At 39.2% G+C, this 25,061-nt stretch carries 18 protein-coding genes; 10 read left to right on the forward strand and 8 right to left on the reverse strand.

Translation table 11 applies throughout. The annotated features are described in order from the left end of the window. Window positions 1–67: 67 nt before the first annotated feature. Window positions 68–1,492: an S-layer homology domain-containing protein gene (locus UYK_RS0119455; protein WP_009454218.1), complete on the reverse strand. Its 1,425-nt coding sequence runs from the start codon at window positions 1,490–1,492 to the stop codon at window positions 68–70. Between the two features lie 828 nt (window positions 1,493–2,320). Here UYK_RS0119455 and UYK_RS0119460 point away from each other — a divergent pair. Continuing rightward, on the forward strand, window positions 2,321–3,526 hold the full coding sequence (locus UYK_RS0119460) for a histidine kinase (RefSeq protein WP_180962348.1): 1,206 nt from the start codon (window positions 2,321–2,323) through the stop codon (window positions 3,524–3,526). Window positions 3,527–3,960: 434 nt separating this feature from the next. Further along, on the forward strand, window positions 3,961–4,800 hold the full coding sequence (locus tag UYK_RS0119465; protein ID WP_009454222.1) for an SPFH domain-containing protein: 840 nt from the start codon (window positions 3,961–3,963) through the stop codon (window positions 4,798–4,800). Between the two features lie 81 nt (window positions 4,801–4,881). Here the strand turns inward: UYK_RS0119465 and folP are convergent, their stop codons facing one another. The 4 genes from folP to UYK_RS0119485 form a co-directional block, all read right to left on the reverse strand. Further along, a complete protein-coding gene (gene folP / locus UYK_RS0119470; RefSeq protein ID WP_009454224.1) occupies window positions 4,882–5,727 on the reverse strand; it encodes a dihydropteroate synthase in 846 nt (281 codons plus the stop codon). A gap of 43 nt (window positions 5,728–5,770) precedes the next feature. Continuing rightward, window positions 5,771–6,496: a triose-phosphate isomerase gene (tpiA, locus tag UYK_RS0119475; protein WP_026086521.1), complete on the reverse strand. Its 726-nt coding sequence runs from the start codon at window positions 6,494–6,496 to the stop codon at window positions 5,771–5,773. Window positions 6,497–6,693: 197 nt separating this feature from the next. Then, window positions 6,694–7,746 (reverse strand): tellurite resistance TerB family protein, encoded by a 1,053-nt coding sequence (locus UYK_RS0119480; protein ID WP_009454228.1) that lies wholly within the window; start codon window positions 7,744–7,746, stop codon window positions 6,694–6,696. Window positions 7,747–8,125: 379 nt separating this feature from the next. Continuing rightward, on the reverse strand, window positions 8,126–9,355 hold the full coding sequence (locus UYK_RS0119485) for a hypothetical protein (RefSeq protein ID WP_009454230.1): 1,230 nt from the start codon (window positions 9,353–9,355) through the stop codon (window positions 8,126–8,128). A 709-nt stretch (window positions 9,356–10,064) separates the two neighbouring features. Between UYK_RS0119485 and ppsA the strand changes: the two genes are divergently transcribed. From ppsA to UYK_RS0119510, 5 genes are all read left to right on the forward strand, one after another. Continuing rightward, window positions 10,065–12,563 (forward strand): phosphoenolpyruvate synthase, encoded by a 2,499-nt coding sequence (gene ppsA, locus UYK_RS0119490; RefSeq protein WP_009454231.1) that lies wholly within the window; start codon window positions 10,065–10,067, stop codon window positions 12,561–12,563. A 73-nt stretch (window positions 12,564–12,636) separates the two neighbouring features. Then, window positions 12,637–14,106 (forward strand): dolichyl-phosphate-mannose--protein mannosyltransferase, encoded by a 1,470-nt coding sequence (locus UYK_RS0119495; protein ID WP_009454233.1) that lies wholly within the window; start codon window positions 12,637–12,639, stop codon window positions 14,104–14,106. Window positions 14,107–14,628: 522 nt separating this feature from the next. Continuing rightward, window positions 14,629–16,932, forward strand: coding sequence for a sensor histidine kinase (locus tag UYK_RS0119500; RefSeq protein WP_009454235.1), 2,304 nt, complete (start codon window positions 14,629–14,631; stop codon window positions 16,930–16,932). Then, entirely contained in the window at window positions 16,880–17,326 is a 447-nt protein-coding gene (locus tag UYK_RS0119505; RefSeq protein WP_009454237.1) for a response regulator, read from the forward strand. Before UYK_RS0119500 ends, UYK_RS0119505 begins: the two co-directional genes overlap by 53 nt. A 106-nt stretch (window positions 17,327–17,432) precedes the next feature. Continuing rightward, entirely contained in the window at window positions 17,433–18,608 is a 1,176-nt protein-coding gene (locus tag UYK_RS0119510; RefSeq protein WP_009454239.1) for a hybrid sensor histidine kinase/response regulator, read from the forward strand. On the opposite strand, the gene UYK_RS0119515 is transcribed toward UYK_RS0119510, so the two are convergent. Both UYK_RS0119515 and trmB read right to left on the reverse strand, forming a co-directional pair. After that, window positions 18,605–19,189, reverse strand: a complete 585-nt coding sequence (locus tag UYK_RS0119515) for a Uma2 family endonuclease (RefSeq protein WP_016871991.1) — start codon at window positions 19,187–19,189, stop codon at window positions 18,605–18,607. The genes UYK_RS0119510 and UYK_RS0119515 overlap by 4 nt on opposite strands. Before the next feature lie 54 nt (window positions 19,190–19,243). After that, window positions 19,244–19,894, reverse strand: a complete 651-nt coding sequence (gene trmB, locus UYK_RS0119520; RefSeq protein WP_009454243.1) for a tRNA (guanosine(46)-N7)-methyltransferase TrmB — start codon at window positions 19,892–19,894, stop codon at window positions 19,244–19,246. 355 nt (window positions 19,895–20,249) lie between these two features. On the opposite strand from trmB, the gene UYK_RS0119525 reads away from it, so the two are divergent. After that, window positions 20,250–21,356, forward strand: a complete 1,107-nt coding sequence (locus UYK_RS0119525; RefSeq protein ID WP_016871992.1) for a metallophosphoesterase family protein — start codon at window positions 20,250–20,252, stop codon at window positions 21,354–21,356. 123 nt (window positions 21,357–21,479) lie between these two features. Here UYK_RS0119525 and UYK_RS0119530 read toward each other — a convergent pair whose 3' ends face one another. After that, window positions 21,480–22,691, reverse strand: coding sequence for an FIST signal transduction protein (locus tag UYK_RS0119530; protein WP_009454247.1), 1,212 nt, complete (start codon window positions 22,689–22,691; stop codon window positions 21,480–21,482). Window positions 22,692–23,055: 364 nt separating this feature from the next. Between UYK_RS0119530 and UYK_RS0119535 the strand changes: the two genes are divergently transcribed. Beyond that, window positions 23,056–23,277: a Calvin cycle protein CP12 gene (locus tag UYK_RS0119535; RefSeq protein WP_009454249.1), complete on the forward strand. Its 222-nt coding sequence runs from the start codon at window positions 23,056–23,058 to the stop codon at window positions 23,275–23,277. A 666-nt stretch (window positions 23,278–23,943) separates the two neighbouring features. Further along, on the forward strand, window positions 23,944–24,540 hold the full coding sequence (locus tag UYK_RS0119540) for a DUF3177 family protein (RefSeq protein WP_009454250.1): 597 nt from the start codon (window positions 23,944–23,946) through the stop codon (window positions 24,538–24,540). The last annotated feature ends 521 nt before the right edge of the window (window positions 24,541–25,061 follow it).

Consider the following 25,061-nt stretch of genomic DNA (forward strand, 5'->3'; position numbering starts at 1 on the left):
GAGTAAGTCAAATCTTCGCCAATATTTATCTTTACTATTTCTTATTATGGCTAAAAATGAAAAATGTTCACTGCTGAGCCTGACTCTGTGTTAATTTCAAAGCCTCAGTTGCCGATATACCCTCGCCTTGAGTACCAAAGTACCATAACGCCGCCGCCGCTTCAGCCCGAGTTACTGGTTTTTTAGGTTGGAAAAGCGTCGTATAGCCATAGACTCGACGAATATTTGATTGTTCTCCATTTTGGAAATCAGCTAGTATCGCTCGTAACGCCTTGGGGTCAATTTTTGCTGCATCCTGGAAACCCCAAGTTTGGCTGACTGCACTGACACTAGCAGTAGGTAAAGCTTGGCGGGTATCCAGAGGTACTTTCGACATGAGTAATTGTTCACGCGTCAATGGTGCATCTGGACGAAACAAAACTTGTGTAGAATCCCCAGACAAAAGACTCGGAAATAAACCACTTTCAGCTAGTCCTTGAATAGCTGAAAAATCTGGATCTGTTTTTGGTACATCACTAAAAGCTGGTTGTGCGTTTGCTGATGCCAAGCGAATCCGTTTAGATGGAATGTTGGCATACATAGCATTATTAGCAGCTACTAGCCAACGAGCATATTCTCTACGAGTGATGTTTTTATTTGGTTCAAACAGGTTGGTTGTGGCTGTGGAATTGTTTTTCGTAGCTTGAGACTCTACAGACAAAACACCCAAACGAGCGACATCTTGAATATATTTTTGCAGTTCTTGGGGTGCTTTGTTTAAGTCGCTGAATTCTTGAGTGCTGGATGTTACTGTTGGTGTAGAGTTACTAGTATTGGATGTACCATTTGGTTGGGTGAGTGAACCTTCTGGTTGTACAGGGCCAATGAACTGTGGATTGCCTGGTTGAGGGGCATTATCATTACTGGTAATTTCGCTGCTGGGATTTGGGCTAGCTTGAGCTGTAGTTGTGGAGTTTGGCTGGTACTCAATGAGGAGTTCGGTGGCTGTCTGTGGTTGATTGGGTGCAGCGTTAGTGACTGACTTTGGTTGAATAGAAACTACAAGCTGCAAATCATTGCGCTTTGCGATAAAAGTACCACCACTGTCATCAGCAGGTTGTTGAGAAACCTGCCAATTATTACTTGGCAACTGATTGCGATAAAAACTGGCAATGAAATTGCTTGGATCAGAACTCAGCCAGCGAGTAGTTACTTTGTTTTCTGAGTTAGTTGCAGCAGACACTTCCTGTATTTGGGCGTTGGGATATATAGGGATATCTTTGGGGAAATCCGCTGGTAATTGGACTGTTGGCTGGGTGGATTGGTTGGGATTTTGGCGATCGCTATTAGGCTTTTGGTTAGCGCCAAAAATAACTGGGTTATCTTTGAGTCGAGGATCTGCCGCTAAAGACTGCTCAAGGCTTTTACCAATATTACTATTGGTACAGGCTGTGAGTGAAGTAAGTAATACTGCCAAACTGAGAAGGACAGCTGAACGTTGAAAGTACAGCACAGGAAATCAAAAATTGAGTGTCAATTCCTACCCTAGCGTATTTGAACAGGGAACGGGGAAAGGGGAATGGGGAGACAAGGGAGAATAATACACTAACACCCCAATTCCCAATCCCTGATTCCAGGTGTGAACTGTAGTCGAAGGTGCTAAGCTGGAAATAAGACCACACCTGCTTTAACCAACTACAGAAAAGGAAAGCGATCGCTAGGACTATTTAGCTGAAGATGGTAAGCTATATAAGCCAAAACCAAAAACTACCAGTGCTAGCCATTTCAAAAACTTGATGGTATTGCACGGCTGGTGGTAGTTCGCCGATTTTGTTGTTAGCGCTAAAGTGCAACTAAAAACCCATCAGTAATTATTTTGACATTCCGCTGCAAAGCATTCAAGCTTGGTAGTGTTTCCCAAGAATCTTGAAATCGTGTGATTGGGAAAATGCGGTTGTGGTTTGTACTCAATTTAGCTGTGTGATTAACAGCTGTATCAGTGTGTTATTGGTGATGCGATCGCCCTTAACTTTGGGCTTAGTTTACATCCCCAATAGCCTGTTCTTGTCATAGTCAAAAACCTATTGTATAAATCAATTCATCTGCTCTTGACGAAAGATTTTGATTTGGCGAGGATCGCAACTTAGGCTCTAGAGCATAAGACCTGTCACTACAGTGGAGCAAACAGTTAAAAAAGACATGATTTTATCTCAAAAACCAATGGGTAATAGGAGTATGAAAAATCTAAAATAGATATTAAATTGAAAAACAAGAAAGACCATTATCATCGACATACGCCAATCGATTTTACTTTTTGTTAAGCGTCGTCGGTTTGTTACCAGTGCTAAAACACGATTACATGCAAGCTTCCCAGGATCAGCCTATTTCTTCTGAAGCTCCACTACAGTTGTTACTTTTTGTCGATGGACGACCAAAGTCTCGACAACAAGTCCAGCGAATTCGTGCGTATCTGAAAGAATTGCAGGCTGACTACAAGTTTGAACTCCAAATTGTTGATGTTGGACAACAACCCTATTTGGCTGAACACTTTAAATTGGTAGCAACACCAGCTTTAATCAAAATTCACCCAGAACCTCGACATGTTCTGGCTGGTAGTAATATAATTACGCAGCTCAAAAGCTGGTGGCCTCGCTGGCAAGCCGCAGTGGATGCCTATGTAAAATTACAGACTGACCTGCAAGAAAATACAGAGGATAACGGTCGTAATGCTTCATCTTCTAAATCCTCTATTCGTTCGGTGGCTCTCTCCGCCGAACTGCTACACCTGTCAGATGAAATTTTTCGCTTAAAACAAGAGAAAGAGCAACTCGAAGAGCAATTGCAATTTAAAGACAGGGTGATTGCGATGTTAGCTCATGACCTTCGCAATCCCCTAACAGCCACTGCCATAGCTATAGAAACTCTACAATCCAACTATAATCCAGACAAAGCAGGTTTTGAGCGGCTAACGCCAACAACGACAACTAACTTATTTAAACAAGCTCGTAACCAGACTCGCATCATAGACCGTATGATTACTGACCTTTTGCAAGCAGGTCGTAATAACGAGCGAGAATTTCCAGTCAAGCCGCAAAAAACGAATTTGGGACAACTGTGCTTGGATGTATTGGAAGAATTGAGCGATCGCTATGCAGCTAAATCCTTAAAAGTAGAAAAGGATATTCCCAAAGATTTGCCCCAAGTTTACGCCGATCCAGAACGCATCCGTCAGGTATTGATAAACCTCCTGGATAATGCCATTAAATATACACCAGAAGGCGGTACAATCTCTGTGGCAGGACTGCACCGCACAACCCAAAAAGTTCAATTTAGTATTGGTGATACAGGACCTGGTATACCTGAAGAAAATCGCGATCGGATTTTTGAAAACCATTTCCGCCTAGAACGAGATGAAAGTAAAGAAGGCTATGGCATCGGTCTGTGTTTGTGCCAACGTATCATCCGCGCTCACTACGGTCAAATATGGGTAGATTCTTCACCCAGTAACGGTGCATGGTTCCACTTTACATTGCCAGTGTATATGTAGTTGTTGATTGTTGGTTGTTAGTGGTTTATTACCCCTCATACTCCTCATAGTCCTCATACTCCCGACCTCCCCATCACTCCACCCTAAGCCTCTGATACCGTTTCACTATATAAGTCTGATACATTTAGTGGCTAAGGAGACAAGGAAGACAAGGGAGAGAATTGGTATCAAAAATTTTGTGAAATGGTATCAGCATACCTTTACACCCTACTACTTGGTAAATTTAATCACAAGATTAGCGCTTGCAACTATGGGTGCGAAAGTGCTTTAATAGCCTTGCTTCTTGCTCGAGTATCTTGCTTGAATAGACTGTGTGTGATATTAACTTACACATTCAACTATATTCAAATCATGAAGACACAAAAATAGGACAGATTATAATTAAGTCCTTAAAGTAAAAAGTAAATCCCCTCAAAGCTTAATTAGGAGCATATATGGAACCAATCATTGCTATAGTCTTAGTGCTTATGGGCTATGCCTTAGGCTCTGCTAAATTAATTAACGAAGGCAATGAAGCTCTTGTAGAGCGTTTAGGTAAATATCATCGCAAACTAGACCCTGGTCTAAACTTCATTATTCCCTTGCTAGATCAAATTGTGATGGAGGATACGACAAGAGAACAAATTTTAGACATCAAGCCTCAAAATATTATTACTAAAGATAATATCTATGTAGAAATTGACGCAGTATTATTTTGGCGGATTCAAGATATTAAGAAAAGCTATTATGAGATTGAAGATCTGCAAACAGCGCTGTCTCAATTGGCTACAACCACTATTAGAGAAATCCTGGCTCAACACACCTTGGAAGAAACTAATGTCTTGCGATCTGATATGGATAGAGCTATATTGGACAGCTTAAATGCTATTACACCCAAATGGGGAGTAGAAGTCCTGCGCGTAGATATTCAAAGTATTACCCTACCTGAAAGTGTGCGGAAGTCGATGGAAGAGCAGCGAGCAGCTGAAATTAAAAGCCGTGCTGCTATTTTAGAAGCAGAAGGGGAACGGCAAGCCGCAGTTAAAAAAGCAGAAGGAACCAAGAGGTCGATGGAAATCATTGCTGAAGCTTTACGTGATAACCCTGGAAACAAGGATATTTTGCGGTATCTTGTAGCACAAGATTATATTAATGCCAGTTACAGACTAGGTGAAAGCGAAAATGCCAAAGTCGTGTTTGTAGACCCTGGAAAATCTGCTGATATGATGGAATTGATTGCTCAGACGGTATCTCAAGAAGGTAATAACAACAAATCAGAGAATGGTTCTGTATAAAAAAGTCATTGGTTACTTGTCATTTGTCATAATCACAACTAACAAAAAACAAACAACCAACTAACAACAATCAACAAATAGTCACGACTGTCGAAAAATTGCATCTGCAACTAAGCAAACATCATGCATTTGTTTGACATCGTGAACTCGGAGGATGTCAGTTCCTGCAAAGATAGCAGCACAACATGCCGCTGCTGTTCCCCAAACACGAGCTTTCGGGTCTGGTTGGTTTAAAATGTGACCAATAAAACTTTTACGCGATGGACCTACCAAAATCGGACAGTTAAACTTTCGTAATTCCGGCAAACGGCGAAAAATTTCTAAATTTTGCTCGTAGTTCTTGGCAAAACCGATGCCAGGATCGATGATAATTTTTTGTTGATCAATACCTGTAGCTATTGCTGTTGCAATTCGTTCTGAGAAAAAATTGCCAATCTCCCCCATTAAATCTTGATAGTCAGTCATTTTTTGCATGGTTTGAGGGGTTCCACGCATATGCATTAAAATAATTGGCACACCCAACTTGGCTACAGATGGTAGCATTTCTGGGTCAAACATGCCTCCAGAAATATCATTAACTATATCTGCACCTGCTTCTCGTGCAGCGATCGCGACTTCTGAGCGTGTAGTATCTACAGAAATTGGTAGGGAAATTTCTGGGCGTAAGACCTGTAATACCGGCAAAACACGGTTGAGTTCCTCAGTGACAGAAATTTGCTCTGCTCCAGGGCGAGTTGATTGACCGCCGATATCGATAATATCTGCCCCAGCTGCTTGGAGTGCTTGCGCCTGGGCTAAAGCAGAAGCGATCGCATTAAATTCGCCACCATCACTAAAACTATCAGGCGTAACATTTAAAACGCCCATCAAATAAGTCCGCCGTCCCCACTCGAAACAGCGATCGCGGATAGTCAAGTTGCTTGTCATCTCACTAGGCTAGGTGGGCATTGCCCACCTCACTACTTGTAATTCACTTGTAATTCACAATCCGGGCAAAACTTGCTGGTTCTAGACTTGCTCCTCCCACCAACACACCATCGATTTCTGGCTGAGCCATAATTTCATCAATATTATTCGGTTTGACTGAACCGCCATACTGAATCGGCACATCAGGGTTTTTTAATTGCTTGCGAATAACACCGATGACTCGATTGGCTTCACTGGCTTCACAGGTATCGCCAGTACCAATCGCCCAAATTGGTTCGTAAGCAATCACCAAATTACCCTGATCGATATTTACTAAGTCTGTTTCTAGCTGACTGATAATCAGTGATTCTGTTTCCCCCGCATCTCGTTGTTGTTTAGTTTCGCCTACACACAAAATCGGAATCAAACCATGTTTTTGAGCAGCTTTCAGGCGTAAATTGACGGTTTCATCCGTTTCCCCAAAATACTGGCGTCGTTCACTGTGACCGACAATTACATAGCGTACCCCGATTTCTTGCAACATCGGTCCGGAAATTTCACCCGTATAGGGACCACTGTCTTCCCAGTGGACATTTTGCGCCCCCAGTTGTACACGGCTACCATGCAAACTTTTAGATAAAACATTTAAATCAGTGAAGGGTACACATAATACCACTTCTCTATCTTGGGGGGTATCTTCTAAGGTAGGCAGAAATCCCTTGAGAAACTCCTGGGATTCTACCTGGGTTTTGAACATTTTCCAGTTTCCGGCAATTACTATTTTCCGCACAGGTGATTCGTCAAGCTCAAAACTATACACAATGCAATCTTCAGTTTAGGACTTTTTGTTAATCATTTGTTAAATTTTTGGTCATTTGTTATTTGTCTTGGGTGTCTCCTTATATTCCCAAGCAAAAACAGAAGGCGACTTTCTCAACAAACCACCTTCTGAATCGGAATATTATGAAGTGCGATCGCCTACTAAAACTAAGTAAACTCGATAGTATCCACGAAACTAATAATCTGCTGCTTAAGATTTTCGGCTTCTTGTTTGACACTCTTAGGAGTCTCACCATCACAAAAGCTGCGTTGGCTACTGACTATATACAAGAAGTCTCCATCAATAAATGCTAATAGTCCTCGATAGGCATCACATTTAACGGCAGTACCATTGTTCCCTGTTTTGGGAACTGTTGAACCTTCGGGCATATTCACTAATGCAAAGTAAGCGCCCTCTAATATATCTGGTAGGTATTGCGTGTGATCCACGGAAGCATCCGGTAAATTGGATGCGATCGCACTAGGTACATACTTATTCAAAAGAATAGACCTTAAATATTCCTCCTGTCCCACAGCTTCCATGTCATCCATTTGTTGAGTAGGCAGGGGACTATAATCGATTCGGAATAAGGAACCAAGATCATCAGAAAAAGTCACTACTCCTTCTTGAGTATCAATTCTAGCACCCTGTTCTAGGCTAGATGGAACAGGGACTGCAAAATTACCAGCAGGTGACTCATATATTTGCTGGCTAGACATTGATTCTAGTAATGGTTCATTGTCTTCATCGAGTAATTCTTCGTCTTCTGCTTCTTCAAAAGCGGTAATAACTTCGTCTACAATTTTCTTTGCTTCTTCATCTTCTAGTTCTAAGGCTTGTTGTAGTTTCTTGAGTAGAGTTGCTTTCCCTCTGGGGATACGCAGTTCTTCTTCATCCACCAGCATACTCACCCCCGCAGCAAAAGCATCTGGTATTAGTTCATCATCCAAGGATTCATAAGCAGTATTAAAAAGTGTTCCGACTCCTTCATCTTCAGCAAGCGCTAGTAGTTTATCGATCATTTCTAGTAATTCATCATCGGAATATTCGTCAAAAACCTCAAACCCCCAGAGAATATCCGTTAATAGATCTGCATCCACATCTTCTATGGAAGAATCAGCAATCGCAGTCACAATAGCGACTGCTGCGACTGCTTCATTGGGAGTGAGTGATTCTTCCAATACCTCTTCTGATTCAAAAAATTTATCGTACTTACCCATGATTTTTCCTCCGTTGTCTGGTGTTATTGGGTAGTTTACCAATGCCTGAAGTCATTAGTCTTTAATTGTTAGACTCAAATAGAAAATGACTTATAAGTAGTAATAATTGAATTTGTAGGTTAATAACCCATTCTTAATCTTCTTACAAACCATCAATCACTAAACTTTATATGGACATACTATGTTCAGCAAAGGTCTTGCCGTAAGTTATACCATTAATGAAAGGGTAAGGTGGAGTTCTCTCAAGGAAAATCGAGGTGTTCGCACAGTGGGGATTAGGTGCAAAGGGCAGGTTGAAAGAAATGGAATCCCTTGCCCTTTAACCTTTACCCTACCTCTTGAAAAATTGCTTCTGCAAGAGGTCTAAGGAATAACTGTACTACTCATTTTTAGTTTCTAGAAAACGTTGGGCAATATCTTTGTAGAAATTTGGATCTGTCCAGTAACCTAAATGTGCTTTTTCTCCCCAGTAAGTTTCATATTCCAGCAAAACGTTATCTAAACTGTTGTAATAATCTAAATGACCACTGATCGGATCTTGTAAATGATAATAATTGACCCAACGGACTTGTTCTAGTTGACATTCGACTGGATTTTTAGTCAAGTATGGAGTTATCTGAATATATAAAGGCTTCACACGAAAAGAATTTAAGTGTTCTAAAATTCTCTGTCTAATATATTGATGTTGCTGTGCCATTTCTCTAAAGAAAAAAGCAATTTTATCTAATGGAGATGCAAAAGTGATTAAGCCTGTAATTTTATCAACTAGTAAGCTTTTGCCTTTATCTTTGGATAGACTTGCTTCTATGCATAAAAGATTTAAGGTATCGTAAGCAATACAGCTACCGAGAGAATGCCCAGCTATGATTACTTGATCATAATTTGCTTCTTTATCTTTGAGAATAGCTTTCAGCAATGCTAATGATTCTGCTAGTATTTGTCCACGAATTTTATGATAAGGAGATTTTACATTAGTAGTTGTGTAGATAGCAACATCTCCCACAAAATTAACTAGCAAGGGAGTAACTATTTTTCTACTCAATTTCCAAGCTGGTTGAAGAAATTGACCATGCAGAAATGGACTTAATAACAGCAGTAATATACAAACAATCAATCGTAGCCAAGGATATACTATATTAAATAGACGTAAAAATATAGTTAGCCAACGTAAGCGATATTTAAAAAATTTCTTCCATTTATTTTCTTTCAAAATTTCGTCTAATTTATCTTGATTTTCCTCTCGACTATAAAAGGCGATCGTCCCTTGTAGTGTCTGTTCTGTCCATTGTAATACTTCCGGTACACTAATTTTATTTTCCGTATCAGCTGCCCAGTAATATTCATGAATATCTATAAAATCATCTGGTTGAAGTTCAGCAGAACTAACACGTACAAAGCTTTCTATCCAAGGATTGCCATTTGGTAATCTTCGCTTAGCAATTAAGTGTTCTAACTTGATAGGTAAACTTTGCCCTTCATAGTGTTTGATTAAATTTTGAGCAAAATAATCTACTGTTTCATAAGGTATTTGTTCACCTACGCCGTGGATAATCATAAATGCCGTACGCCCTTGAGGAAATTTAACTTTGTTATCTTGGTTATTTATCATAAATCAATAGAATGAGTAAGTTATTGTATTTATTGAGTTGTTGATTGATTGTGAAAGTAAATATCTGACCTTACATATAAGATATTTTTAGTTAATTTTAAATTTCTACTCTAGGGTATATGAAGTAATCTTTGTGATTTAGTCTTACTCCCTATTTTACGTAATGTCAAACATCTATTAAGCTACAATCAGTAATAAACTTAATGATTATCATAAATCAAAAAAAGTAGCTATTTTTAGTAATAAGTGGTTACAATGTGTAACTAATGTATTTGTAAATGCTAATTATGCATTTTTTCTTGCAAGAATTTCAATTATGTGATTATAGATTTCTGTTAAATACTCAAACACATAAGCTACCAACCAGATAAGAGACTATTTATCAAGATGATTTATATGTATATACAGCATGGATAAATGTCATTTCGGATTTAAGCTTGAGGTAAATTGAGTGGAAGAGGGAAACTTAGAATCAGTTATTAGCAATTATCTATTACCGGGTGACGTGACCTTTCATCCATAATTTATCAAATGCAAAATTAAACTATAAGCTTAAATAATATTTGTTCTATAACTTTGGATATAGTGATCCCCAATAAAATATGGAGTAAATTACGAAATATAAAGAGACTGATTATGATATATCGATAAACTCAATTACTTATGATGATTGAGTAGAAATCAAAGAATTTACTAGGAGTAAATACTAGTGTCTACGGTTATAAAAGAAACTTCTCACATAACTACCAAAGAACGCTCGCTCATTCTCTGGTTCAATGAAATTGGTATTAATGACATACAGCTAGTTGGTGGAAAAAATGCATCTTTGGGTGAGATGATTCAGCAGTTAACACCTAAAGGTGTGAATGTGCCAATGGGGTTTGCAACCACTGCTTATGCTTATCGCTATTTCATCGAGTCTGCTGGGTTAGAAGTGCAGTTGCGCGAATTGTTTGCTGACTTGGATGTTGATAATGTCAATAATTTACGAGAACGAGGTAAAAAAGCGCGATCGCTACTAATCCACACACCATTTCCACCAGAATTGCGAGATGCGATCGCCCAAGCATATCAAACTCTGTGTCAACAGTATTATATGGATACAGATGTAGCGGTTCGTTCTAGTGCTACCGCCGAAGATTTACCTGATGCTAGTTTTGCTGGACAACAAGAAACCTACCTCAATGTCACCACAACTGCGGGAGTTTTAGCAGCTTGTCACAAATGCTTTGCTTCTTTATTTACTGATCGCGCAATTTCTTATCGTCACATTAAAGGCTTCGATCACTTTAACATTGCTCTCGCCGTCGGTGTACAGAAAATGGTGCGTTCTGATTTAGCATCTGCTGGGGTAATGTTCACCATTGAAACCGAGACAGGTTTCAAAGATGCAGCACTAATTACAGCTGCCTATGGTTTAGGAGAAAATGTTGTCCAAGGGGCAGTTAATCCTGATGAATATTATGTTTTTAAACCGACATTAAAAGCGGGATTCCGCTCAATTATTGATAAAAAATTGGGCAGCAAAGAATTAAAAATGATTTATGATGACGGCTCTAAATTTACAAAAAATGTCCTAGTTACAACTAGCGAAAAAAATAAATTTGCCCTTACAGATGATGAGATTTTACAACTAGGACGTTGGGCCTGTTTAATTGAAGACCATTATTCCCAAGTTCACGGTGTCTACACTCCGATGGACATTGAGTGGGCAAAAGATGGCATTACCAACGATTTATTTGTTGTGCAAGCACGTCCAGAAACAGTGCAATCTCAGAAAAGCCAGAATGTGTTGCGGACTTACAGACTCCGATTGGGAGATGGGGAGGTTGGGAGTTGGGGAGGTGAACAGAAACTTTCACCCCATCCCCTAGTAACGGGACGGGCTGTTGGTTCGGCTATTAGTCAAGGTAAAGCACGAGTAATTTCCGAAGTCAGTAAAATTGACCAATTCCAACCAGGGGAAGTTTTGGTAACAGATAGAACAGACCCTGATTGGGAACCAATAATGAAGCACGCACGTGCAATTATCACGAATTCTGGGGGACGCACGTGTCACGCCGCAATTATTGCTAGGGAACTTGGTGTACCTGCTATTGTCGGATGTGGCAATGCTACAGAAGTGATCAAAACTGGTCAAGAGGTGACAGTTTCTTGTGCTGAGGGAGAAGAAGGAAAAGTTTACCCAGGATTACTACCTTTCGATGTGCAAGAAGTTGCTTTGGAAGACTTACCTCATACCCGCACCCAAATTTTAATGAATGTAGGTAATCCCCAGGAAGCTTTTAGTTTATCTGCTATTCCCAACGATGGGGTTGGTTTGGCGCGGACTGAATTTATTATTGCCAATCATATTCAAACTCATCCGATGGCATTGATTAAATATGACCAAGTAAAAGACCAATTTGTCAAAGAAAAAATAGGAGAAATTACTGCTCTTTATGATGACAAACCGCAGTATTTTGTCGATAAATTAGCCCAAGGGATTGGCAGAATTGCAGCAGCATTTTATCCCAAACCAGTAATTGTGAGAATGTCAGATTTTAAAAGTAATGAGTATGCCAATTTACTCGGTGGTAGACAATTTGAACCCAAAGAAGAAAACCCCATGCTAGGTTGGCGAGGAGCAGCCCGCTATTATGATCAAGGGTATCGCGAAGCTTTTGCTTTAGAGTGTCAGGCGATTAAAAGAGTCCGGGAAGAAATGGGTTTAGTGAACATTATCCCCATGATTCCTTTTTGTCGCACTCCCGATGAAGGACGGTTAGTGTTGGCAGAAATGGCAAAAAATGGTCTAAAACAGGGTGAAAATGGCTTGCAAGTTTATGTGATGTGCGAATTGCCTAATAATGTCATAATGGCCGAGGAGTTTGCTGAGGTATTTGATGGTTTTTCGATTGGTTCTAATGACCTAACTCAGTTAGCACTAGGAATAGACAGAGATTCAGCGTTAGTAGCACGGTTGTTTGATGAACGCAGTCAGGGGGTAAAGCGGATGGTGAAAATGGCGATCGCTGCTGCGAAAAAGCATAATCGCAAAATAGGTATTTGCGGACAAGCACCCAGTGATTACCCAGAATTTGCTCAGTTTTTGGTGGAACAAGGAATTGATTCAATCAGTCTAAACCCTGATTCTGTGTTGAAGACCATGCTAGAAGTGGCGAAAGTAGAGGGATTAGGGAGGGGTGATGGGGAGATAGGGAGGTGAGGAGTGTAGGGAGTGTGACAACGACCAACAAACAACCACCAACCACCAACAACTAACAAATGACTAATGACCAATGACTAAAAAGTGGTTTTGGATAGGCATTGTAGGTATATTTCTTCTATCACTTTCCCTGCGATTTTGGGGATTAGGGAGATTTGGTCATCTTGTTTTTGATGAAGTTTACTATGCTAAATTCGGCAGTAACTATCTCACCCACACTCCATTTTTTGATGGTCATCCGCCTTTAGGTAAGCTGATAATTGCTTTGGGAATGTGGATTAGCGATCGCATTCCCTGGTGGAAAGATCAAGTCAATGGGTTAACAGGTTCATTGCGCCCGGCTTGGAGTTATCGTTGGATTAATGCTCTGTTTGGCTCATTTATTCCCTTAATTATCACAGGAATTGCTTATCAATTAAGCCAGCGTCGTAGTTTTGCTTTACTGGCAGGTTTGTTTACAGCTTGTGACGGTATATTTATTGTCGAGTCTCGCTATGCTCTGATCAATATATATATAGTTGTCTTTGGGTTACTAGGACAATTGTTGTTCTTATTAGCATTGGCAAACCATAGACAACAGCGCAGGTTTTACCTAGTATTAGCTGGCGTTGCTTTTGGTGCTTCTGCTGCGACAAAATGGAACGGTTTGTGGTTTCTTCTGGGTACTTATCTGATCTGGATTTTTGCCTGGGGATGGAAAATAATAGGAATAATTAGTAATGCAAATAATTCCAGAGAAAGCCATAATTTGTGGGAAAGTGAACCAGAAAAATCTCCATTACAAAACTTGACGCAGCTAAATGTTATTAGCTTTGGATTTTATTTAGGAATTATCCCAGTATTAATCTATAGTTTGATTTGGATTCCTCATTTATTAATAGATAAAAGATATAATTTTCTCCAAGTTCATCAACAAATTTTGTTGTTTCATGAACGTTTAGGTGGTAACAGTCCCACAGTCCACCCTTACTGTGCTGCTTGGTATAAATGGCCCTTGTTGACTCGACCAATGGCGTATTTATATGAAACAGCAACTAGTCTCAAAGAACCTCTACCTGTAGTCGGTCCACCTTTGCCAAAAGGTTTTGGTCAAGTCATCTATGATGTCCATGCAATGGGAAATCCCTTTTTGTGGTGGTTTGGTGTCATTGCTCTTGTATTGTTATTAATAATGTTGGGATGGCAAGCTGTAAATTTTCTGGTTAAGAAAAAGCGTTTTACCACCACACCAACGCTTTCTGTTGATACCTGGATTGCTTTATATTTAGTTTTAAATTATGCTGCCAATTTGCTGCCTTGGGTAGGGGTAACTCGCTGTCTTTTTATTTATCACTACATGACAGCTGTTGTGTTCGCATTTATGGCGATCGCTTGGTTTGTAGATCAATGTCTTGGCAGTTATTATAAGCTACTCCGGGCTGTGGGCGTTACGATTACTTTTATGATTTTGACGGCTTTCGTTTTCTGGCTACCGCTTTATTTAGCTTTACCTCTTTCGCCTCATGGCTATAAATTGCGGATGTGGTTTAGTTCTTGGATTTAGATTTGTAGATTCGACCGCAATTTACTTACGGGCGATATTGTGGCTATACCCAATAGTTTGTGATTATAACGAACACCGATGCACACAGATAAACACAGATGTTTTATCTATATGCATTTGTGTTTAGATTTTCTGTTATTACGCCTCTAGAGTAAGTATTTGAAAAGCATTTAATAAATAATAAATAATTGAAATAAAAGTTATCAAAAGTCAATTAAAATACATATTTTATAGGTGTAACAATAAACTACTTTTAATCTTTTTTAGCTAAATACTTTTGTTCTGTTTGTTAGACTGAGAACGCAATGTGATTGGGAAGTACTGTAAAAGCAGATAAGGAAGTCAAAAGTCTATCTTTCAAGGAAAATTTTCTGTCTTGACCAATTTAGGAAGATTGTTGTCCTGTTGTCTGGCTCTAACTATAACTGCGATTAAAAGATAAGTTACAAAAGTTAATCTAGTTAGAATGCTAAACCTAATCGTTAAAGATTTGATGATCCGCAAGGAAAGAGGAGGATCGTGATGGTAATGGAATTTGAATTGCAAAGTCTAAACTTAACAAGCTTAAAAGAACCATCAATTCATAATATTAGTCAAATTCAACCCCACGGAGTGCTTCTGGTTTTAGAAGAACCAGAGTTAAATATATTGCAAGTCAGCAGTAATACCTACGATGTTTTTGGGATAACTCCCGAAAATATGCTGCAAAAAAAATTAGAAGATTTACTTGATCCGTTTCAAATAGAAAAAATTAAGGCTGGACTTTTACAAGAAAGTCTAGACATGATCAATCCCACAAAAATTTGGGCAAGGGTTAAGGGTGATGAGTATATAGTATTTGACGGCATATTCCACCGCAATGCAGATGGATTGTTGATTTTGGAATTAGAACTTGCTTTCTCTCAAGAAAATATTCCATTTTTAAGTTTCTATCATTTAGCAAGAGCTTCTATTAATAAATTAGAAGAAACGGGAAATCTCCACGATTTCTGTCAAATTCTTGTGCAAGAAGTCCGGAAAGTCACAGGATTTGACCGAGTGATGCTATATAAATTTGATGATGATGGGCATGGTTCTGTCATTGCTGAAGAAAAATTAGAAACTATGGAATCTTATCTGGGTTTACATTATCCAGAGTCGGATATCCCTAGACCAGCAAGAAAATTATTTGCATCTAATTGGATTAGGATCATTCCAGATACTCATGCCGATCCTGTAGAAATTTTCCCTGCTATTAATCCCTTAAGCCAGCGTCGCCCAGATTTAACAAATTCTATTCTCAGAAGCCCTTATTCATGCCATATTGAATACTTACATAATATGGGTGTTGGTGCTTCTTTGACTATTTCTTTAATTAAAGAAGGAAAACTCTGGGGGTTAATTGCTTGTCATCACCAAACACCTAAATACGTCTCTTATGAGATGCGGAAAGCTTGCGAATTCTTGGGTAGAGTGATATTTTCAGAACTTGCAGATCGAGAAGAAACTGAAGATTATGACTACAGGATGCGGCTGACATATATCCAATCAGCATTGGTTGAATATATGTCCCAAGAAGAAAATTTTATTGATGGATTAGTTAAACATCAACCAAATTTACTAGATTTAACTAATGCTCAAGGTGCAGCAATCTGTTTTGGTGGTAATTACACTTTAATTGGTGAAACTCCCAAAGAAGAAGACTTAAATTTTTTAGTCCAATGGCTAAAAAATAATGTAGAAGAAGAAGTATTTTATACCGATTCTCTGCCACGTCTTTATCCAGATGCCCAAAACTTTAAAAATGTGGCTAGTGGTTTACTAGCAATTCCAATTTCTAAACAGAATTACGTGTTGTGGTTCCGCCCTGAAGTCATTCAAACTGTGAATTGGGGTGGTGATCCAAATCGGGCGTTTGAGGTGAATACTTCCGATGGAAATACGCGCTTGTGTCCGCGTAAATCTTTTGAATTGTGGAAAGAAACGGTTCGCTTAACTTCTTTACGTTGGCAAGCTGTGGAAGTGAAAGCAGCATTAGAATTGCGGAAAGCAATCGTCAATATTGTACTGCGCCAAGCTGATGAATTAGCACAGTTAGCGCATGATTTAGAACTTTCTAACGCGGAATTGAAAAAGTTTGCCTATGTCGCTTCCCATGATTTGCAAGAACCGTTGAACCAAGTAGCAAACTACGTGCAATTGCTGGAGATGCGCTATGAGCAATTACTCGACGAAGATGCAAAAGAGTTTATTAGTTTTGCTGTCGAGGGAGTGAGCTTGATGCAGACGTTAATTGATGATGTGCTAGCATACTCGAAAGTAGATATGCAGGCAATAGAATTTGAACTGACAAATGTAGAAACAGCTTTAGAACGTGCTTTAACTAATTTGCGGAAACGCATCAGCGAAACGGGTGCTGTGATCACCCATGATCAGTTACCAACCGTCATGGCTGATGGTACTCAGTTGATGCAATTGTTCCAAAATTTGATAGGGAATGCTATCAAGTTCCGCAGTGATCAAGCGCCAGAAATTCATATCGGTGCTTCTCGTTTAGAGGACGAATGGCTATTTTCAGTCCGGGATAACGGTATCGGTATTGATCCACAGTTCCGCGATCGCATTTTTGTCATCTTTCAACGCCTGCATACGCGGGATGAGTACCCAGGTACTGGTATGGGACTAGCTATCTGTAAAAAAATTATCGAGTGTCATCGGGGACGTATCTGGGTAGAATCAAAACTTGGTGAGGGTGCAACATTCTACTTTACTATTCCCGTGGGAGGACGCGATCGTGAGCGCAGGAACGGACGAAAAGCACAAAACCATATTTTTGGTCGAAGATAATAAAGCCGATATCCGTCTGATTCAAGAAGCCTTAAAAAATAGCATGATACCGCACCAGGTAATTACTGTTAGAGATGGTATGGATGCTATGGCTTATTTGCGCCAAGAGGGCGAGTACGCTGATGCACCCCGCCCTGATTTGATCCTCTTAGATTTGAATCTCCCCAAAAAAGATGGTAGAGAAGTTCTGGCTGAAATTAAAACTGATCCCAAGCTGAAACGCATCCCTGTAGTCGTGCTGACAACTTCCCACAACGAGGAAGATATCTTCCATAGCTATGACTTGCATGTGAATTGCTACATCACCAAATCCCGCAACCTCAGTCAACTATTCCAAATCGTCAAAGGTATAGAAGACTTTTGGTTGTCTACTGTCACTTTACCATCAGAGTAAAAGAGATCGGGGATTGGAAGAAAGATAAAAGAGAAATTCTTCCTTGTCCCCCTTGTCTCCCATCTCCTTATCCCCTATCCCTTATACCCAATTCCCAAACCACACTATGATTGCAAGCTCAATCAAAATTTTATTGATTGAGGACAATTTGGCGGAAGCTAGATTGTTACAAGAGTTTCTCAAGCAAGCCCAGTCTCATGAATTTACTCTTCTCAACGTCAAGAGATTGGGAGATGCTTTGTCCTTACTCAGTAATTGTAATGAGATAAGCTGTGATTTTGATGTGATTCTGTTGGATTTGACTTTACCAGATAGTGAAGGATTAACCTCACTTCCACCGTTGATGAGCCAAGCTCCTACTGTACCAATTGTAGTATTAACAAATACCAACGATGATGAACTTGCCATAGCAGCAGTACGCCAGGGAGCGCAAGATTATCTAGTCAAGCGACAGGTGAATGTAGAAGTACTGATTCGTGCTTTAAGATATGCGATCGAGCGCAAGCATACTTTAGAATCATTACGCGCAGTCAATCACGCCTTAGAAATTCGGGTAGAAGAAAGAACAGCAGAGTTAGTCAAAGCCCAAGAACTCAATCAGTTTAAATCCGAATTTGTTTCTATGCTCTCCCACGACATCCGCAGTCCTTTAAATACCATTTTATTGGCGGCGAGTTTGCTACAAAACAGTGGTGATAAACTATCCACAGAAAAAAAGCTCAATCATTACAAACTTATTTGTTCTGCCATTAAAAATATGACCCAACTATTGGATGAGGCTTCCCTATTGGGTAAAGCTGATTCCGGTAGACTTGAGCGGGAATTTACTTTACTGAATTTACAAGATTTTTGTCATCAATTAGTTGAAGATGCGCAATTAATTGCTGTTGATAAACGTATTACAGTTGTGTTTACAACTACTGGACAACCAACTGAAATATTGAGCGATGAGAATTTATTACGGCATATTTTAGGAAATTTACTTAGTAATGCTATTAAATATTCGCGTCCAGATAGTATTGTTTATTTTGAATTAAGGTTTAAAAATCAAACTGTAATTTTCAATATTAAAGATGAAGGTATTGGTATTCCTTTAGAAGATCAAAAACAACTTTTTCAACCCTTCTATCGTGCTAATAATGTTGGCTCAATTCCTGGTACTGGTTTGGGTTTGGCAATTGTGAAAAAGTGTCTGGAGGCGCATGGAGGCGATATTACAGTTAATAGTGAAGTGGGAGTGGGTACAACGTTTACGGTGACACTACCGTTGATTAAAGGTTAATCAGATTCCTTCTGGCTAAAATCAACGCTTTCATAAATGTTAGCGATCGCCATTTCCAAACCAATAGAAACAAAATTTATGATAGCATCCTCTGTCTCATATTCTCGAAATAGCCATTCTCCCTTGCCGGTTTTGATATATTGTTCAATCTGAAATTCATACTGATTAATCAACACATATTCTCGGAACTCAGGAATTGAACGATAAAAGCGAAACTTATCTGTATGATCATATTTTTGCGTTAATTTGGACAAGACTTCAACAATTAACAGAGGATTTGTTATAGTATCTATCCTATTGTTATATAAAGCTGGATTTCCTTGAATTACTAATATATCTGGATATGTATATTGCCGATAGCGAGGAATCCACAGCCTTAAATCACTCAGAAAAGGTTCTTGGTTTTTGCCACGTAAATGAAATTTTAAGTAAGTATATACATTTCCAACAATACGGTTATGGTTGATTGAACCTCCTGCCATTGGTACTATTTCTCCATCCCAATATTCACTCTTAAATTCTGCTACTTCTTCTAATGCTAGATACTCTTCTGGGGTATAATAACGTTGCTGAATCTGCATTTGCTATGCCTCCCAAACATGAATTAATTTTTATCTTTTAAGATGAGATTAGAACTAAAATTTTGAAATCCTAACTCTTTCAAACACAGCACGATAAACAGGTTCCCCTTTTTTCTGGGTAGCTATTTCCCTTTCTGTAGAAACTGGGAGGGGATTTTCTGCTAACCATTCTCCCGAACCTTGTCTTTGAAAACTAGGATGAACAGCAAAGCGATCGCACATTTCTATCGCGATAAATTCTACATCTGATTGCAAAAATACAATCCCCCCTGGAATTAGATACTCTGATAGTTCTGCAACTAGTTCTGGCTGTACAATTCGCCGTTTCGCATGACGATTTTTAAACCAAGGATCGGGAAATTGAATACTGACACGCTGTAATGTTCCTGGGGGGAAAGTTGATAAAAGCGATCGCAAGGAATTATTGACGTTACAAAATAAGTAGTGCAAATTTTGCAGTTCTAACTCATCGCGCAGTCTATTTGCTTCATCTACCAAGGGTTGGCGAATTTCTAAACCCAGAAAATTCCAATTTGCTTCTATCTGCGCCATTTGCAATAAAAACCGTCCTCTCGCACAACCAATATCTAAGTGTAATGGTTGCTTTGGCTTTGTATAAATTTTTTCCCAGTCTAGAGGATTAGCTGGTGTTTGATACTTTTGGGCTAGTGGGTTGACGTGCTGACGAACTCGAACGCGTACCAAAAAATGATTCTCCTTATTGGTTGGTGGTTATTAATAATTATAGTTTTTTCTTTTTTCGTGATTTTTATCAATCTTGTTTTATTTTAAGCATTATAAATTTTTATCTTGGCATAAACTCACTCTTTTGTATGATGCATGAACTTAAGATATTAATAATAATACAGTCTTTTATGATTTTTTTGCTTTTTGATTTAATCCTCACTATATTTTTCCAACCAACAACCAACAATCAACAAGTTTTAAATGTATACAAATATTAAGTGGGATCCTTGCTACACATGTCTATAAATCAGAGGTTATACTTTTTTTAAAGGATTTTTAGACGTTGTTTTTAAAATAGTCTTTACTTACTTCAATGATTCCCAATTTTCGCTTTGCCGTAGTCAGCGACTTACATATTGCCCTTCCCCATACAATCTGGAATCACCCCAGCCGTTTCCATTTGGTGGAAGTTAGCGTTTCAGCATTTGAAAGTGTATTAGAGCATTTAACACAACTAGATTTAGATTTTCTTTTACTACCTGGAGATTTAACTCAGCACGGAGAACCAGAAAACCATGCTTGGTTAGCACAACGTTTAGCAAAGTTACCTTTTCCTACCTACGTCGTTCCTGGTAATCATGATGTTCCTGTATTAAGGGCTAATGAGCAATCAATTGCATTTGCAGATTTCCCTTATTACTATCGTAAATTCGGTTACAAAGATCCAGAAAAACCCTACTATACCTGTCAGATTTTACCAGGAGTCAGATTAATTGGTCTAAATTCTAACTTGTTTAACGACCAGGGAGAGCAAATAGGACGTTTGGATATTAAACAACTGGGATGGTTGGAGGAAGTGCTAGCCTCAACAGGTGATGAATTAGTGATAGTGATGATACACCACAATGTTGTGGAACACTTGCCTAATCAATCACGCCACCCAATGGCCAACCGCTATATGTTAGAAAATGCTGGGGAATTATTACCCTTATTGCGTCGCTACGGAGTGAGGTTAGTATTCACAGGACATTTGCATGTTCAGGATGTAGCATACTCTCAGGGAATATACGATATTACTACTGGTTCTTTAGTCAGCTATCCCCATCCCTATAGGGTACTGGAGTTTCGCCACGATCATTACGGTAGGCAATGGTTGCAGATGTTGTCCTATCGAGTGGAGTCAGTTCCCAATTTCCCCAATTTGCAACACAGTTCACGCAAATGGATGGGCGATCGCAGTTTTCCCTTTATAGTTAGATTTTTGACCCTGCCTCCTTTGAGCTTACCGTTAGAGCAGGCTCAAGAACTAGCCCCTACTCTGCGAGACTTTTGGGCTAACGTTGCCAATGGAGATGCATTATTTGACTGTTCCCATTTTCCACCAGAAGTAGGTCATTACTTTGAAAAATACGGCGCGATCGCCACTTGTGGTACACCCACGCTCATCGATAATCACAGTACGCTATTGGTTAGTGGTTAGTTGTTAGTGGTTAATAGTCTTTACTCCCCACACTCCCCACACTCCCCACACTCCCCACACTCCTCATACTCCTCATACTCCCTACCTCCCCATCTCCCCATCTCCCCCAATCCCCGATCCCTATTACCCTACCGCCCGACAAATCCCAAATACAGAAGTGTAACCATGCAAAAATGTACTACCACCAACAGGACCGATTTCGCCACCACAGAAAAAACCCCCCAAGGGAATATTATTGAGATAGCGCTGAAATAGCTGGGAATCAAAATTTGGCTTGCCATATAGTCCCGCACCTCGCCCCAGACAGGCAAACATTAATGCACCAACAGCAGCTGGTTGGGATTTTTGTTCTTTTTGATATCGTTCCAGCAGAAACTCTAAGTCTTCCGCCGAGGCTTCAGCATCTCGTAGATGGAATTGCAGGCGTTGTCCGGGACGAACGTAATCACCAATCGCGATCGCTCCTCCGACGGGGTCTACTCCCAAAATATCGCGAATTAAAAAATCTCCTTGTTGCAAACAAGGCTTAAATTCATCCATAGCCAGACCGACAAATAGAGAATTTTGGGCCAATGTTCGGTCTTCTTCACTCAGACTAGCTATTAAATCTCGTAGTACAAACAGTGGTGCTTGCTCGTCTAGTTCCAAAATGATATTGCGATCGCCTCTGGTAACTTGGTATGGCTGACCAATCGGTCGGCATCCTTGAGCTACTATTGTTTCTAAAACAATATTGCCACTTAAGGCCACCCCAACCGTTCCTTCTTCATACAAGCGACCATTACAAAAAAGCGCAATTCGACCACCCATTACGCCACTACTTGCTTGACCGCCAACTTTCATAGAACCTGGATAAGCATAATCCAATCCCTGTAATAAATCATTAATACCAGACGAGAAGGAAGCAGACAGCAATATGAAATGAGGTGTAGGTGAAGATGTTACACCAATCAAATCGATCCAAGCGCTTGGTGGCCCGTCCAAGTCAGGTAATTGTTCGGCAACAACATGAAAAGCTTTGACATCCACTCCTGGTAGATGAGCCAAACTCAAACTTAAGGCAGGTTTTGCTTCCAATTCTTGAGTTTGTCCAGCCAAACTAGTGCCAATAACGCCGCCACCACTACAGCCGACCAGCACAGGTACTGCAAGTTGCTCCGCCAACAGAGGTAACACTCGAGAATACTCACTTGTAAAAGCAGACGAAATGAATACCAGCCCCAAATCCGCAGGTGCTGATAAGGAAGAAGTTGTGCGTTGTACCACATCTGCAACAGCTGCTTCTAAAGAGGGACGGGTTGACAGGGCATTTGCCCACTGCATTTGGTCTGCCATGAATTTTACGCTTTTCTATAATCCGGCTAGTAGTTTTTTATTTTTTATCTTGGAAAACATGAAATTGCATCCCAAAATCAGGTGAATTTAGCCCTTGATAAAATTCTAGAAACCTAGGCTTGCTATTACCATTACATCTATCTAAAGATCATTGTATAATCTTCAAACTGTATGCTTAGTAAAATCTTAAAAGAAAAAGCTTATAACAGAATACATCCTGTTATTTGCTGTACTTTGTAATGAAGTAACAATCAAGGGTACTAAAGTGGCAGCTAAATGGCTAGAATAGTGTGGAATAGTGCAAAAAAGCCCTTTCCGTACTTTTTCTATACTGGTATTAATAATACACAGCAAAATTAGAACTATGACAGACATTCAAAACAGAATCCAACAAGAAGTTGAAGAAGCCCGCGCTGTCTGTGATACATCAGGTAGCAATTCTGCTGAATGTGCTGCTGCTTGGGATGCAGTAGAAGAGTTACAGGCAGAAGCTTCTCACCAAAAGCAAGCCAAGCAGAAAACTGCTTTTGAGCAATATTGTGATGATAACCCCGAAGCGGCTGAATGTCGCGTTTATGACGACTAAAATTTAAGTTCGTGAGTTTTACTGAACATTGAACAACAAGTAACAAAGATCTATTAGCTAATATTTGCACTTTCACTTTTTGCCTAGACAAGCTCAGCCTTCCTTGTGTCCTAGTTTCAAAAAAAATACTTAAACACAAGGTGTAACTTCCATTTACTTCTACTTAAGAAGTAAATGCAAAATCACTAAAAGTTTATGCAAAAAAGTTTGCAAGTCTCAAACATTTAGCCAAGTAGGGGCAGTTTCCAACTCTCCCTTGAAGGCGTCTATGTTTGTCGCAATTATTTAGTTTTAGATCTTTTAGTTACTTGTTTCTTATGTTAATAGCAATATTTAAATCTAGTTATCAATATTTGATAATTGTTAACCATTTAGATCCAAAACACGAAAATACGGAAACATGATGTAGCATTTTTACCTTCAGATAATTAAGCATAGCATTGAAATCGGTGAACAGTGAACAGGCGTATAGGGGGTAAAATAATCACTACCAACGCTTTCGACCAATTGATAGGGAATTTAAACTCAATTTAAAGATACCCTCTTTACTGATAACTAGTAACTGATCACTGATAACTGTTATATCAGCTATCATTTATAAGATTCTGAGTTAATGATTACTTGTATATTCTCTGAGTAAAATTATTTGTCACTCGTGGAAATATTATGGAAAAAGAAGTTTGGTTTCGCCCTTTCGTCTGGATGGACTACAGATTAGCAGTACTATTTACAGTGGTTATTCCTCTGATTCTGCTGATTTGGGCATTTGTGCAAAAAGCCGAAGGGATGCAACGCTTGCTGGCTATTTACTGGCGAGTATCAAGTCTTCTAGCTATCACAATTTATTTAATGATTGCCCAATATCCAGTCAGTTTTATCTCAGGATTTATGGGTCGTATTCTAATACCGATTTCGCTGTGGTTTTGGGTGGACCTTAACGATGAAATTGAGTATCAATCTAGCGGTCCCTTAAAGTTGACTTTTACTTCTTGGCGCTGGGCAACAACCGTCTATTGTATTTTAGGTTCCCTTGCCTTTATACCTTTTTTGGGTTGTGCTTTTTCGGAAAATGTTAGTAACAATCCCAATTGTTATGTCTGGTTTGAAGCACCTTTAGGATTTAAAGAATGGTTTCATCCCAACACTAGCGCTGGCTTTCTTGGCATTCTTGGCATTCTTGGTCTAGTGATTTATGTACTTTACCTAATTTATTTTGTCTTAATTAAGTTGGGTAAACAAGGACGTTCAGCTACGCAACAATAATTAGTTTTTGTGAAGCGATTGCTAAAGCATTCCTTAATCATTCGATAACAACTAGATCACCGACTTTTACCCTATCCTTTGAGGAAACGGAAAGCCACCCTCCGCGTGTCTACAAGAAGTCGGGGATCTGAGCAAAAAGCAGATGGCTGTTATACTGAAGGTAAAAATTTTTTATGCGTTCTGATGTAGGCAGTTAATGAAAGTCTACTTATTAACTTAGCAGTCTTCAAATTCTAAATGTATGGATGAGATTGCTTTATCAGGCAACTATTAAAGATATATTTTCAGAACTTATGTAAGATATGACATAAAACATTATTCTTGCTTGGCGGTAATTCATGAATTACCGCTACTCATCGTTATTCTTTGCCTAAGTTCTGATTTCTCTCTAATGGTAGATGTTTATTAAAGTTAAATCTAAAATTTATAGCTATAAAAATATTTTTACTTACAAATAACAAAATTGATAAACTTGAATCATTTTTTTTAGTCCCTTACTCTAACTACAGAATTATTTTTTA

This window comes from Fischerella thermalis PCC 7521 (assembly GCF_000317225.1).
Classification (GTDB): domain Bacteria; phylum Cyanobacteriota; class Cyanobacteriia; order Cyanobacteriales; family Nostocaceae; genus Fischerella; species Fischerella thermalis.

Bases quoted from the DNA above. Each gene is read 5' to 3' on its own strand.
- UYK_RS0119515 (WP_016871991.1), bottom strand. From the start codon at position 19,189: ATGCAGATTCAGCAACGTTATTATACCCCAGAAGAGTATCTAGCATTA.
- UYK_RS0119465 (WP_009454222.1), top strand. From the start codon at position 3,961: ATGGAACCAATCATTGCTATAGTCTTAGTGCTTATGGGCTATGCCTTA.
- UYK_RS0119530 (WP_009454247.1), bottom strand. From the start codon at position 22,691: ATGGCAGACCAAATGCAGTGGGCAAATGCCCTGTCAACCCGTCCCTCT.
- UYK_RS0119500 (WP_009454235.1), top strand. From the start codon at position 14,629: ATGGTAATGGAATTTGAATTGCAAAGTCTAAACTTAACAAGCTTAAAA.
- UYK_RS0119510 (WP_009454239.1), top strand. From the start codon at position 17,433: ATGATTGCAAGCTCAATCAAAATTTTATTGATTGAGGACAATTTGGCG.
- folP (WP_009454224.1), bottom strand. From the start codon at position 5,727: ATGACAAGCAACTTGACTATCCGCGATCGCTGTTTCGAGTGGGGACGG.
- UYK_RS0119535 (WP_009454249.1), top strand. From the start codon at position 23,056: ATGACAGACATTCAAAACAGAATCCAACAAGAAGTTGAAGAAGCCCGC.
- UYK_RS0119495 (WP_009454233.1), top strand. From the start codon at position 12,637: ATGACTAAAAAGTGGTTTTGGATAGGCATTGTAGGTATATTTCTTCTA.
- UYK_RS0119485 (WP_009454230.1), bottom strand. From the start codon at position 9,355: ATGATAAATAACCAAGATAACAAAGTTAAATTTCCTCAAGGGCGTACG.
- UYK_RS0119525 (WP_016871992.1), top strand. From the start codon at position 20,250: ATGATTCCCAATTTTCGCTTTGCCGTAGTCAGCGACTTACATATTGCC.
- UYK_RS0119540 (WP_009454250.1), top strand. From the start codon at position 23,944: ATGGAAAAAGAAGTTTGGTTTCGCCCTTTCGTCTGGATGGACTACAGA.
- UYK_RS0119480 (WP_009454228.1), bottom strand. From the start codon at position 7,746: ATGGGTAAGTACGATAAATTTTTTGAATCAGAAGAGGTATTGGAAGAA.